This is a genomic window from Halorubrum sp. CBA1125, from assembly GCF_009742825.1.
In the GTDB taxonomy this organism is placed as follows: domain Archaea; phylum Halobacteriota; class Halobacteria; order Halobacteriales; family Haloferacaceae; genus Halorubrum.
In genome coordinates this window covers 1-14,746 of sequence record NZ_WPCE01000060.1, presented here as the reverse complement: position 1 = coordinate 14,746, position 14,746 = coordinate 1, and the positions used below count along the sequence as shown (strand labels likewise).

3 protein-coding genes and 2 pseudogenes are annotated in these 14,746 nt (G+C 64.6%); 3 read left to right on the top strand and 2 right to left on the bottom strand.

Going from position 1 to position 14,746, the window contains the following annotated elements:
- Positions 1-150, bottom strand: a pseudogene (locus GJ633_RS07545) (uracil-DNA glycosylase); the annotation flags it as partial.
- Between the two features lie 670 nt (positions 151-820).
- Between GJ633_RS07545 and GJ633_RS07540 the strand changes: the two are divergent.
- The 3 genes from GJ633_RS07540 to GJ633_RS18125 all read left to right on the top strand — a co-directional run bounded on the left by GJ633_RS07540 (position 821) and on the right by GJ633_RS18125 (position 14,349).
- The gene (locus tag GJ633_RS07540) at positions 821-11,884 is read left to right on the top strand and encodes a VWD domain-containing protein (RefSeq protein ID WP_197431283.1); all 11,064 of its coding nucleotides are present in this window, start codon (positions 821-823) and stop codon (positions 11,882-11,884) included.
- A 33-nt stretch (positions 11,885-11,917) separates the two neighbouring features.
- Complete coding sequence (locus GJ633_RS07535; RefSeq protein ID WP_156588325.1) at positions 11,918-13,702, top strand: hypothetical protein; 1,785 nt, start codon at positions 11,918-11,920, stop codon at positions 13,700-13,702.
- Between the two features lie 515 nt (positions 13,703-14,217).
- Positions 14,218-14,349, top strand: a complete 132-nt coding sequence (locus GJ633_RS18125; RefSeq protein ID WP_255470553.1) for a hypothetical protein — start codon at positions 14,218-14,220, stop codon at positions 14,347-14,349.
- Positions 14,350-14,588: 239 nt separating this feature from the next.
- On the opposite strand, the pseudogene GJ633_RS07525 reads toward GJ633_RS18125, so the two are convergent.
- Positions 14,589-14,746: pseudogene (locus tag GJ633_RS07525) on the bottom strand (uracil-DNA glycosylase); the annotation flags it as partial.

The following is a 14,746-nucleotide window of genomic DNA, read 5'->3' as shown; positions in this document are numbered from 1 at the left end:
CGCGGCCGGCGCCTCGCCGACCACGAGCACGTCGGCATCGAGCGGTCCGGTCCCCCACGCGATCCGCGTCCGGCACGCGGCGAGGTCCGGACAGCGGTCACAGTTCGGCTCCAGGACGTGCCGGTCGGTCGGAAACGCGGGCTCGGTCACGGTCGTGGCTCACGAGTCCCGTCGGCATAGCTCCGGCGGTAGGGGGATTCTCGCGGAATCTCATCTCGGAGCGCAATCCGCGTTCCACAATCTCTGATCTCTCGCCAACCGCACTGCGCGTCGCTCGCGACGGTCGCCTCTCGTGGTGCCAGCCTCGGACAGCAGTGTTCCGAATCCGGTCATCGGCCGCTGAGACGACGAGCGGACGGTAGGACGCGTTACCCGTTTTTTCCTCCGACCAGAAATACCACAACCGATCCTGTATTTTGTTCTGGACATAAATTTAAAGTAAATGGAATATCCGAATACTGTCAATGCTTCAACCGGCTCGGGGGCGGGGGCCAGACGGGAATTTTTGTCGTTTTGTTCGGCTGTCCACTGCCGGGATAACGACGAATACAGCCCGTCGGTCACCGCTTTGTCTCACGGGGGACGCGGCGAACCGATCGGCTCGAACCTCGGAGACCTCGCGGATCACTTTCATCGGTCACGAGGATGATGACGCCACGGAGATCGATCGCGGCGGGACCGTGGAAACCGTTCGCAATCGAACGGTCGCGGGGCCAGGTAAATGACGATCTCGGGTCGCTCTTCAGCGTCCGGGTCGACGCGTTCGCCCGCCGATCGGCGCCATTTTGGCGTCCTCTGTGCTGTCGTCGTGCTAATCGGTGTGGCGATCGCCGTCGGGGCCGGAGGAGCTGCCGCAACAGGTGATGCGAACGTCACCGTCGGTGAGGGTGACGAGCCCGTTGCGGCGGACGACAACGGTACCGCCATTTCAGCAACCTCGGCTGGATCGAGCGACGCAGCGATACGGCTGGCGGAGAGCGACGACTCGTATGGTAGCGATCCGAAGGTCGCTGTGACCGTCGTTCCAACGGGCGGATCGTTCGCATCCGACGAGACGATGGAGATCTTCGTCGGGGCGTTCAACGACTCAGCGACGGCGTCCGGTCTCGCGAACGTACCCCTAACCGTTACCGTCGAGAGACCGGACGGTATCACTTCAAACTACACCGTAACAACCGACTCTGACGGAGGGGCGAAGGTCGATTACGACCTAGCAGCCGCCAATCGCGGAAACGGCACGTACACTGTAACGGTCACTGACGGGTCCGCCTCGGCGACGGTCGCTCCCACCGTCGGTCCGTCTGTTGAGCCAGCAGAACGCGACTACGAGGATGTCCCGATCGGCGAAGAGGCCGACCTCGACTTTCTCGTACGGAACGGGGAGTTCGGCCAGGCCAACGAGCCAGTGACCGTCACGGTCACAGCGCCGAACGGGACGATCATCGACGAGCGGCAGGTCGAGACGGAGGGGGACGGATTCGTTTCTGTTCCGGTGACTCCGCGAGAGCAGGGGCGATACGAAGTCACCGCCGAAGTTGCGGGTACAGGGTCGACTGCCACGCACGGAGTGATGGCGAGAGAGGTGGTCTTCCGATCGAGCGTGATCGATCTGACCAACGCACTGGCCGGTGAGCGATCCTCGTATGGCGGCTATCTGCTCGACGGAGACGGTCCGGTGGGTGAGACCGAGGTCGTCGTCGAGTTCTACAACAGTAGCGACGTCGTGATCGCGAACGAAACCGCGACGACGGGCGACAACGGGTTCTTCTCAGTAGAGTACGTGCCGGACGACTCGAACGACCTCGACGTCGACATTCGGACCGAAAACGACACGCGGGTCCTAGAAGACGAGTACGTCGATGTCGAGGATCCGACTCCGGAGGATGAGAGCCCGGGCGGAGGCAACGACGTCGACGTGTCTGTTCAGTCGCGGAGTTACACGGTCGAACCGGGATCGAACGCCGTGTTCGATATCAAGGCAACCGAAGACGGATCTCCGATCGCGAATCAGGACGTCACCGTCTTCGCTCGGTTGGACTACAATGGTGCGCCCCTGGCGACGCGAACAGTCACGACGAACGAGACCGGCTCCGCGGTCGTGTCGGTTCCGACGAGCGAGGAGATCGACGGTGCCGACATCGACGGTCGCGCAACGATGGAGTACGACGGAACGACCGCCTCGGATTCGCTGTCCGTGGACGTTCAACAGTACGAAGTCGACATCGAGAACCTGTGGGGAACGCAGGCGGGCCAGCAGGTCGAGTTCACCGTTCGAGCCGAGAACACCTCCTCAGATGGCGGCGGTGAAGAGATACCGCTCCAATACAACGCGTTGACCAACGCCGACGACGTGGACTCATACGCGACGGGCGAGATCGTCACCGACGAGACTGGAGTCGGCTCAGAGGCAGTCGCCGTGCCGCGTGAGATCGCCCCGTACAACGCCTACACCTACGCGACCCGGTACGAGGAGATGGGTGGGTATTACGTGAACGTGTTCGATCTGCCGGGCTCGGTCGAGCCCGTCGGCGACCCGGTCGTGGCGCCGGGCGGCGACGTCGCGGTGAACTTCACGACGCCGGACGGCACCGAGGCGTCCGGGCTCGCGTTTGCGCCGTTCGAGTACGACGACCCCGAGACCGACGCCCAGGGGAACGGCATCGGAGCGGTTTCGACGAGTTCCAACGGAACGATCTCCGTCCCGGAGTACGCCGCTGACGACAGGTCCGTGACTGCGACGGTGTGGGCAGCAGACGCGAAGGGGCGCTTCTACACCGCCGAAACCTCCTTCGAGGTCGACGCCGATGCCGCAGACAACGGCACTGCTGGCGGCGGAGGCGGCGGTGCACCAGTCCCGGTGGTGAACACGACTGCGTCGTCCGTCTCGCCGACCACGGTCGCGAGCGACGAGCTACAAACCTACGAGGTGACGGTCGCAATCGAGAACACGTCGCTGTCCGACGACACGGGCGAGGTCGACGTGCAGTTCGACGACTTTGTCCTCGAGGGCACGGACGAGGACGACGAGCCTGGCGATGACCTGACCATCGAATACGGTACAGAAGACGTGACGAACGGCACGCTCACCGCGTCAGCGAACGTCACGGCCACGGCACCGAGCACGTCTGGCGTGCGCGCTGTTTCGGTCACCGACCTCCGACGCGAGAACGACTCCGGTGCCGTCGAGTACCTCATTGAGGATGCAAACATCAGTATTGGAACGATCGAGGTGACTGCCGTCGAGGACAGTGAGAGACCTGCCGCCGTAGATCTGGCCGATCTCGATGGTAACGGAACTGAGGCCGCACCGTATGTCGTGACAAATGTCTCTGAACTCCGGGCAATCGAAGGCAATCTGTCCGCAACCTACATGCTTGGAGATGACATTAACGCATCAGATACCAGCGAGTGGAACAACCAATCCGGATTCGATCCGATCGGCGGGTCTCCCTCCAACGGAAGCACGCCTGATCCGTTTTCCGGATCCCTCGACGGGAATGGCTCCGCGATCACCGGACTGGTAGTCGATAGATCGTCGGAAGTCGGCGTCGGCCTGTTTGGAGTGATGACAGCGGGGGGATCGGTCTCGAATCTCACGCTCAAATCCGCGACCGTCAGGGGCGATTCGTCGGTCGGTGGACTCGTCGGTGTCAGTGCCGGAACGGTCGAGAACGTCTCCGTGTCGGGATCCGTCGACGGTGCTCAATACGCGGGCGGAGTCGTTGGGAGGAATATTGGGACCGCCGAGAACGTGACTGCGTCGGCGTCCGCCAACGGCACGCAATTCGTGGGTGGGCTCGCCGGACGCAATATCGGAACGATCGAGAACGCGACGGCGTCGGGAAGTGCCGTCGGCTCATCTCAGGTGGGTGGACTCGTCGGAGTGAACGACTTCGGAACGATCGAGAACGCGACGGCTACTGGAAACGTCTCCGGAACGAGCTATATCGGCGGACTCGTCGGCGACCACGGCGGGATCATCGAGAACGCGGAGGCCACGGGAGATGTCGACGGTTCCAGCTACGTCGGCGGTCTCTCTGGTGGCAACTTCGAGGGAACGATCGCCGAGGCTACGGCGTCGGGATCTGTCGATGGTAACACCTCTGTGGGCGGACTCTCCGGAGACAATCTCAACGGCACAGTAGAGAACGTCTCGGCGTCAGGTCCCGTCAACGGATCCGAAACCGTCGGTGGACTCGTTGGCGAAAATAGCGGGACCATCAGAGACGCGTTCGTCACGGGTGAGGTGACGGGCTCCGTTGAGACCGGCGGTCTCGTCGGGATGAACGCCATCGAGGGGGTAGCGGGCACGATCCGGGATTCGTACTGGGACGAGGAGGCGACTGGGCAGGCTGTTTCACCGGGTAACGCAACGGGCCTGACGACAGCACAGATGATCGGTGAGGCGGCCCGAACGAACATGTCTGGGCTCGAATTCGGCACCGCCTGGCGGACGCAAGCCGACGGGTACCCGGTCCTTCTCGCGCGGTCGGACGGCGATCGTCCCGACGTGGAGTTCACGATCGGCGGCTGGGACGTGCCGGGCGTCATCGCACGGAACGAGACGCTTGAAGCGAGCGCGCTCGTCGAGAATCAGGGCAACGTCACCGCCACGACGACCGTCGAGCTGTACGTCGACGGCGAGGTGGTGAACGAGACCACTCGCACGATCGGAGCGAACGAATCGCGCGAAGTCGCGCTCGGATACAACCCGACCCAAGAGCATCTGACGGAGATCGACGTATACGTCGCGACCGAAGACGACGAGAGCTACGCTCGGGATGTGTTGGTGTACAACGAGAGCGAACTCGTCAGGCCCGATCCGGACGCCGTCGAGTGGGTCTACGAGAGCGAACGAACGGGACAGGAGAGCGACGCCGGCTCCCTGTTTACCGACGACACTCTCGTGACCACCGGGCCAGGACCCGAGTACGAGTCGTACAACCTCACCGCGATCGATACCGAGGACGGCGACGTGCACTGGGAACGAGAACGTGACGACTGGCTGCAGCCACTCGGTGTGACTGACGGTGCCGTCATCGTAGAGGAACAGGACACCTTGGTGGCCTACGGCATCGAGACGGGCGAACGCCGCTGGTCAGTCGAAGGCGAGGGCCTCCGGGTTATCACGCCGCGAGAGGAACTTGACCGGCAGTTGGCGTACGGCGAAATATACGTTGAGGCCGACGGCGACCTCCGTGGAATCGACGCGACCACCGGTGAGGTAACGATGAACGTCTCGGGTATCGATCCCGCCGAGATCCATCGCGGACACGACGCGGTGTACGTCGCTGAGATCGACTATCGTAGCGCCCACGAAGTCCACACCGTCTCCCTCAACGGAACAATTCGATGGAACGCGACACTCGACGACGCTCCGCGGGATGTCACGCTCGTCGACGAGCAACTCGTCGTCGAGACGGGTGACGGGGTGATCGGTTTCAAAACTGGAGTTGTCGACGACACGGAGCGCGAGTGGTGGCAGTACCACGAAGACGACTTCGATGCTAACTACTGGTTCGAGGACGCGGCGGCACTCGAAAACGGGGTTCTCGTCGCGTTCGCCCACGGTGACGAGTCGACGATAACCCTCCTTCGACTCGATAGCACGGGCACCGTCGTAGCGGAAGATTCCCTCTCTGGCGACTCCCTGAGCTTCCACGACGGCGAAAGCGGTCTGTACGGAGTCGGCGACCAGATTATCAGATTCAACGGGACGACCGGCGACGTGGACTGGACGGCCAACGCGAGCAGCTGGTCGATCTCTGAAGACCGCGGACATCTCGCGACCGTTCACTCCGGAGACGGTCCGATAGACACTGCCGTGGTCTATGACGCCGTCGACGGAACGAAACACGAGGTGTACGAGAGCCCGGTCTGGCTCCCTGGGCCCGGACTGGCCACGGACACGATGTACGTCACGGACACCCGCGAGCAGGCGATCAAAGCGATCCGGGTGCCCGAGATCGACGCGGCTACCACCGAGTTCGACGTGGAGGACGTGACGGTTGATGAACCGACTTCACCCGGCGAAACGGTAGCCGTCACGTCGACGATAACGAATCCCGGCAATGAGACGACCGTCCGCGGCGTCGACATCGAGGTCACATCTGCGGACGGCGAGATCGTCTACGTCGACTCGTCGTCGGTCAGCGTGACCGGCGGCGAGTCGGAGGACGTCGCGTTCAACGACGTTCTCGTCGGGCCGGACGCGGGCGAGTACGCGATCACCGTCTCGACGGCGACGCGAAACGAGACGACGACCGTCTCGGTCGACGACGAGGACGCTCAGCCGGACGTGAACGCCAGCGCGTCCTCGGTGACGCCGACGGTCGCGACGGCGAACGAGACACAAGAGTACATGGTGAACGTCACCGTCGAGAACACGTCGCTGACAACTGCGAGCGGCGAAGTCGACGTGGCGTTCGAGGCGTTCGATCTCGACGGTGAGGAAGACTCCGAAAACGGAACCGAGGACGAACCAGACGCCGGCACGCAAGAAGACCTCACGATCGAGTACACCGATGCCGACCTCACCAACGGAACGCTCTCCGTCTCGGGGACGGTGAACGCGACCGCGCCGGACGCGAACGGCGTGTACGAGGTCGTCGTCACGGACCTCCGGCGCGAGGGTGAGGGTGCCGACGACACGGACACCTCGCTGATCGAGGACGCGAACGTCACGATTGGCGAGGTTGAGGTCGTCGGACCGAATTTCCAGGTGACGAGCACGACCGCGCCGGGAAGCGCAAGCGCGGGAAGTCCGGTCACCTATACGGCCACCATCTCCAATATCGGGGGTCGCAACGGGACCCAGCCAGTCACGTCGACGTTCGGAGGTGAGACGGTCGCGACACGCGAAGTGAGTCTGAACGCGAACGAGAGCCGAACGCTGGCGTTCACGGCGACGGGCGAGACCTCGGGGACCGTCGACGCGACGGTGTCGACCGAGAACGACAACGCGGAGTCGACCGTCGAGATCGTCGGCCAGGAGTTCGTCACCGGACAGAGCACCGGCGACCCGCACATCACGACGTTCGGCGGTGCGTCGTACGACTTCATGGGGGCCGGCGACTTCGTCTTGGCCCACGAACCGCAGGGCGACCTGCTGGTCGTGGCCCGACAGTCTCCCGTCTCCGACTCGGTGTCGAACAACAACGCCACTGCGACGCTGGTCGGTGACGCCCGCGTCGTCATCGACGCCGAGGCGAGCTCGCTGGTGTCGATAGACGGACAGCCGGTCTCCATGCAAGACGGAGACAGCGTGTCCGTGGACAACGGGAGCGGGCAAATCGTCCGACGGGGTGACACCTACACGGTGTACTACGCCGGAGACGACGGCGAGGTCACCGAAAGCGACGAACACCTCACGGCAAACGTCGTCGGCGACCGGATCGACATCGAGCTCTCGCTGCACCCCGATCGGTCTCGGGAAGTCGAGGGGCTTCTCGGCGACGTTGACGGGGATCGTGGCGACGACATCGCGTACAGAAACGGTACCGCCTTGAACCGTCCGCTCAACGCCACCGAGCTCTACGGCCCGTTCCGCGACGATTGGCGGGCGACCGGCGACGAGAACCCCTTCGCCGAGAACTACTACGTGGCGACCTTCCCCGAGAACGTGATCACCGTCGCGGACCTGCCCGAAGACGATCGACAGCGTGCCGAAGACGTGCTCGCGGACACCTGTCTCGTGCCTGGCACGCCCCAGTACCGCGACGCGCTCATCGACGTCGCGCTGACCAGCGACTCCTCGTACGTCGCCTCTGCGTGTCGGGTCGACCGGAGGAACGTGACCGACGCGACAGAGGAGACGTTCACGGTTGACATCACGTCCGTGCCGAGCGAGGTCACTGCCGACACCAACGTCTCCGTGGAAGCCGAGATCACGAACGAGGCGGGCGTCGAGACGAGCCGCACGATCGAATTCCGCGTCGATGGCGACACCGTCGAGACGCGAACCGTCGAACTCGGTCCGACCGACGCCTACGATGTCTCGGCACAACAGGGTGTCACCCTTGCTGGAGACTCTGTGTACGTAACCGAGAACGAGACGATCTTCGAGATCGACCGCGCGACCGGCGAGGTGGTCTCGCAGTTCGACGCGCCCGAAGGGAAAGCCAACGGACTTGCCTATGGGAACGGCTCACTCTGGTTCGTCGACGGTGCCGCGGACGCGTATGACGGCGAGATAGTCGAATTAGACCCGGAGACGGGAGCCGTTCGTTCGCATATCAGCGATTACGGATACGACCTGAACGGCATCACTTATGCGGACGGATCGATCTGGGCCGTCGAGGTGACCCACAACAGCGTCCGTGAACTCGATCCGGACACGGGCGACCAGCGCTCGCAGTTTGACGTACGGACTCCGCTCGGAACAACCCGTCCGAGCGGAATCGCGTACCAGAACGACACGCTGTGGGTTGGTACCGGTGATACGGCCGAACTGGGCCAGTTCACGACCGACGGGGAACTGCTACAGCGGACCGGCGACCGCGACGCGCGATACAAGGGCTTGACCGCCGATCAGACGGCGCTCTACGGTTCCGGCGCGGGCGGGAACCTCAGCGTCCTGCGTCGGTTCGGCGATTCCGACGCCGGGCTCGGTGGACGGACGACGGAAACGTTCGTGTACGAGACGGACGAAGCGGATGTCCCGGCGATCGCGATTGAGGTCGCAAGCGAGACCGACAGCGACACTGCGACCGTGTCTGTCAACGAGTCTGACTCGGAGCCGACCGACCAGTTCGTTGTCGAGAGCGTCCAGGGCCCGAACACGATCAGCCAGGCACAGGCGTTCTCCGCGTCAGCGACGATCACGAATCCCGGACCGAACGCCTCGACGGAGCCGGTCGTGTTCGGGATCGATACCGATCGAGACGGTGATATCGAGACCGTCGAGACACGAAATCTGACGCTGGATAGTGGTGGGACCACGACGGTTGGGTTCCTCGCGCCATCGTCGCTTCAGCCAGGAGGCTACGTGTACGGCATCCGGACCGCGAGCGACCAAACCGAACGGAGCCTCGACGTCGTCGCAGAGGAGTTCAAAACGGGACTCTCGACCGGGGATCCGCACCTCGTCACGTTCGACGGGGTCGCGTACGACTTCATGGCGGCCGGTGAGTACGTGCTCGCACACGAGCCGAACGGGTCGCTCGAAATCCAGGCCAGACAAGAGCCCGTCAGCAGGAGCGACTCAGTCACGATCAACACAGCTCTCGCGGCCACCCTCGACGGTCACACGGTGACGATCGACGCAGCCGACGCCACGCCCGTCCATATCGACGGCACACCCACCGAACTCGGAGATTCCGAGCAGGTCGCTGTCGGAAACGGCACCGTCAAACGAAGTGGAAACACCTATACGGTCGTCTCTCCGGGGGCTGACAACGAGCCGGGTCCGACCGACGAACACATCTCGGCCGACCTGATCGGCAACCGACTCGACATCGCGGTCAACCTCGATCCCGACCGCGAGAAACGGGTCGAAGGTCTGCTCGGGAACGTCGACGGGAACTCCTCGAACGACCTCGCGTTCGCGAACGGCACGGTCGTGTCGGGATCGCCGGGCGCCGAAACGCTGTACGGCAGCTTCCGAGACAGTTGGCGCGTCACGAACGACACGACGGTGTTCGCCTACGAGAGCGGGAACGGACCGGAAACGTACTACGATCCGCTCGTTCCGGCCGATATCGTGACGCTGAGCGACATCGATCCGGCCACGCGTGCGGAAGCAGAACAGCTCGCCGAAGAAGTCGGGCTGGAGCCTGGAACCGTCGCGTACCGGAACGCGATCATCGACTACGCGCTCACCGGCGACGAGAGTTACCTCGCCTCGGCACAACAGCAGGACGCCAGCACGAACGTCACCCGCAACGAGACGGTCGACGACTCTCCACCGCTGTCGATCGCGATCGACGAGAACGCGTCAGACACGGCCGTCACGACCGGGACGAACGGAACGCTCGTCGCGAACGTGACGAACGACGGAGACCAAGCCGCCCAGCGCAACGTCACGCTCGAACGTGACGGGCGAGCGCTCGCAGAGAGAAACGTCACGCTCTCTGCCAACGAAACCACCCCGGTCACGTTCGAGTACCCCGTCGACGACGCCGACCCCGGAACCGACCGCGAACTCGTCGTCACCGCCGGGGACGCGAGCGACAGTCTGGCGGTCGCGATTCAGCCCGCGACGACGACCCTCCTCGTCGAGGACGTCGTCGCACCGGAGCTCGTCGACGCCGGCGACACGCTCGCCGTCGACGCGACCGTGCACAACGACGGCGAGGCGGCCGGAACTCAACCGGTCGAGCTCCGGGTCGGCGGCGAGACCCTCGACACGGCGAACGTCACGCTCGAACCGGGCACGTCGCGGAACGTCACGCTGTCTGCGACGGTGAACGCGACGGCAATCCGGACCACGACCGTCGCGGTCGCGAGCGTCAACGACACGGCGCGGACCGTGACGGCCGTGTCGGCCGATCCGCCGACCTCGGACGAGCTGGCCGTCGAGTTCGCGGTGCCGAACGACGGTGAGGCGCACGCGGTCGGGATTCCGACCGAGCTCGAAGGGACGCTGGCGGACGTGGTCGATCCCAAGGCGCAGGGAGCTGTCGTGTACCAATTCAAGAACGGAGAGAACGCGAGCTGGACGCCGGTCTTCGGGGACTTCGAGGAGGTCGAACTCGACACGCTGGACGCGATCCTCATCGTCACCGAGGGCGGCGAGACCCAGCCAAAGCAGATCGCGGTCCGCCTCCCGGCCGCGGAGCGGCCGAACACCGCGGTTCCGTCGACACGGTCGCTCGAAGAGGGGTACAACTTCGTTGCGCCGCCCGTGTACGGCGAGGCACGGGCGGTGTTCGACCTCGACGGCGTGCACCTCGTCCTTGACCGGTTCGACGACCCGACACCGGTAAGCAACGACATCCGTCAGGCCGACGAGTTCGACAACGTGTTGTTGACGGGGAGCAGTTCGCCGGAGGCCGTCTCGCCGTTCACGGGCTATTACGTCTTCGCCGAGAGCGAGACCACGCTCCCCAGTGTCGTCGGCGGCGTGTCAACACGCGATGACCTCCTCGGCCAACTCAGAGTTGATCGATCGCTCGAGACCCACGTAACCCCGTTGCAGGTCACGAACGTGACGAGCAACGCCACCGGGAACGAAACGGTCGGTAACCAGACCGTCCAAGAATCCGTTACCAACGGAACCAACGAAACCACGGTCGAAAACGGAACTATCGAGAACCCCGCCGGAAACGAGCCGGCGAACGAGACCGACGGGGCCAACGAAACCTCGGTTGAGAACGGAACGGTCGACGAGACGCCAGAGGACGACGCCTCTGGGACGAACGGAACAGATGAGGTGACTAACGGGACGGACGAGGTGACCAACGAAACCGAACAACCGACTGACGACACGACCCACTCGACCGACGGACCCAACCAGTCGGCCGGTGACGCCGACGACGCGAGCCCGGATGCGAACGAAACGACCGAGGGGACCACCGCAGACGACGCGCCCGCGACCGGCGAAACCGAGGACAGTAAAACCGCGGACGATACCGACGGAAATCGGTCGGAGACGGAAGCCGACGCAAGCGACGACGAGATAGAAACGAGTAGCGACCCCGGCGGTGAAGACACTGTGGACGCGACCGAGACGGAGGAAAGCGGATCTGATGACGGGGTGAGTCCCGACACGGAAGACGAGAGTGACGATACCGACGGCACGGACACGAACGCGACTGCGACGCTCGGCTCGGCCGCGATCGAGGTGACGGTAACGCGGACAGACCGCACGACGAACGCAAGAGCGACTCCTGCGTCGATCACCGTTGAAACAGCGACGAGCGGACCGGAGGGAGCGGATGCGTAGCGGGCGAGGCACGAGAGAGCGGTCGCACGATGCGTGGCTGTCGGCCTGCGCCATCCACCGGATCGGTACGGCTGCGCTGGTCGGGCTCGTCCTCTGTGCGGCGCTGACGGCTGGCGTGGCTGCGCCCGTTGCGGCCGACAGCCACGATGGACCGACGCCCCCGCCCGCGCCTACTACGGCGAGGTCACGATCGACGGTGAACCCGCACCGACGGGCGTCGAAATCGAAGTCGAGATGGGCGGCGAGGTTCGCGATTCGATCACTGTCGAAGAGCCTGGACGATACGGCGAAGAGACGGCCAGCGGTGAGAAACTCATCGTGGAAGGTGAGTCGGACGACGTCGGAACACCCGTCCGGTTTTACGTCACCACGACCGACGGAGAGCGGTTGGCGGTCAACGCGACCGACCCGGACGACGTCACGTGGGCGTCCGGGGAACTCGAACGGGTCGACCTCACGGTCAGGACGGCACGGCCCGCCGCGTTCGATCTCTTGGAAGTCGATCTCGGATCTGAAACGGTCACCGAAGGCGGCGCCGTCGACCTGAGCGCGACCGTCACCAACGCCGGAGGGTTGTCAGGTGAGCAGACGGTGGCGTTCGTCCTCGACGACCGAGAACTCTCCAGTGAGACCGTCGCGCTCGATCCCGGCGAGAGCCGCTCGGTCGCGTTCGAGAACGTCACCGTCGACCGCGACCCGGGAAGCTACGGGTACGCGATCCAGACCGAAAACGAGACGCGAACCGGCGAGTTGACCGTCGAGGCGCCCGCCGAACCCGCGTCCTTCGAGATCACGACGGTCGATCCCACCGAGCTCACGGTCGTGCGGGGCGCTCGAACCGCCGTCAACGCGACGGTCACCACCGCGGAGAACGTCTCCGGCGAGCAGACCGTGCAGTTCGTCGTCGACGACCGGGTGGTCGACGAGCGGGTCGTCGACCTCGCGGCCACCGAGACGCAGACCGTCACCCTCGAGAACGCCAGTCTCGACCTCGCGCCGGACAGCTACGAGTACGCGGTCCAGACCGAAAACGAGACGCGGACCGGCACGCTGACGGTCACGGCCCCGACGGAGCCGTCGGTCGTGGAGGTGACAGACCTCACACCGGCGTCGCCCACGGTCGACGAGGGCGGATCGATCGCCGCCGAGGCGACCGTCGAGAACACCGGCGACCAGCCCGCCGAGCAGACGGTCGAGCTCCGCGTGGGATCGACGGCGGTCGACACCGAGGCGGTCGCCCTCGCCCCCGACGCGTCGCGCGACCTCTCCTTCGAGGCGCAGTCGATCGAGGTCGGCCCGGGAAGCTACACGTACGGCGTGTTCAGCGGAGACGATTCCGAGACGGGGACGCTCACGGTCGAGGAGTCCTCGGATTCGGATCCCGGCGACGGTGGCGACGGGGGGAGCGACGACGACCCCGAGACGGATCCGGCCGTGTTCCAGGTGACCGACCTCAATCCGGCGACGCTGGAGGCCGGGCGAGGCGAGGCGGTGACGATCGCGGCGACGGTCGAGAACACCGGCGACGAGTCGGCCAGCCGGAACGTCACGCTCGACGTCGGTGACGGTCAGATCGTCGAGCGGCGGAACGTCACTCTCGCTGGCGGCGAGGCGGCGACCGTCGAGTTCGCGGACGTCGACACCACCGGACTCGGATCCGGCGAGACGACGTACGCCGTCAGCACGGAGAACGACGAGCGCACCGGGACGCTGACGGTACTGGTCGAGGAGGAGGCACCCGGGTTTACCTTTCTGACCACGCTGCTCGCGGCGGTCGCCGCGGCCGCGCTCTTGGCCCGTCGGAGCCGCGGCGGCTGAGACGGCCCGATCCCTCGGTCCGGTCGGCGGTAGTCTCAAACTACGACTCACCAGCGGTCGTACGGACAGACGGCAGTTCCTCGCCGGGGGCGGGACGTTCCCGGCCGAGAACCGTACCCTCACCGTCGACGAGGAGATATCCAGCGCGATCCCGGTGTCGATCAACCTCGACCTGCTTCTAGTCGAGCACGAGGGGCGCCTGAACGCGCTCGTCTGCGGGATCGGGTGAACTCTGGCGGCGGGCGGCCGCTCCGTCGCGACAGCCCGCCGTATCGACGTGACAGATCGCCGAACCGCCGCCTCGCTGTAGCGACTCCCCGCCTCACTGGAGGAGTTCGTTCGCGGAGGCGAGCCCCGCTACTCGTTGACGACCCGACGATCCAACTGAAGACGCTGAAATCGATTCCCGGTACGGGCCGGTCACGGGAACTGTCGTCCTCGCGTTCTACGACCCTGAGAACTACGGAATAGGCGACCGATACATCCTCGACCAATTCTTCGGGGAAGATCGAGTTATGCGCGTCACAGACTACCCGGACATCCTCAAAGAACTCCGTGACCGCAATCCCGGCGACTTCGACCTTCGAACCGTCGAGAAGGCCTACTATCAGAGATACCGCGTCGAGAACGACGTTGGAGACTGGTAAACCCGTAGACGGCGTAGCGACCGGGTCTTCGTGAAGAGCGTGCTCCGTGAGGGAACCCGGCAGAACACGGAGCGTCAGAGAGCGCAATCTCGCGCCTCTCAGCGCAAGTCTACGGTCACGGCTGACCGTGGGAGCACAGGCCCGCTTCAGCGGTGCATACAGGTGCGTCACGACGACCGACGCACACAGTTACTGGCCGACCACGAGTTATACATATGAAATATATACTAAGTCGTTTATACCGCGTTCGTGAAGTACGCGCGGTCGGCGTAGCCACAGTCGGCGACCAGCCGACGGATCCGGCGGCCCGAGTGCCGCGAGGTGTACGCCCGACCGGTGCGGTTGCCGCCGCGCCACCGCTCGGCGTCCGGGTCGCTCGCGGCCGGCGCCTCGCCGA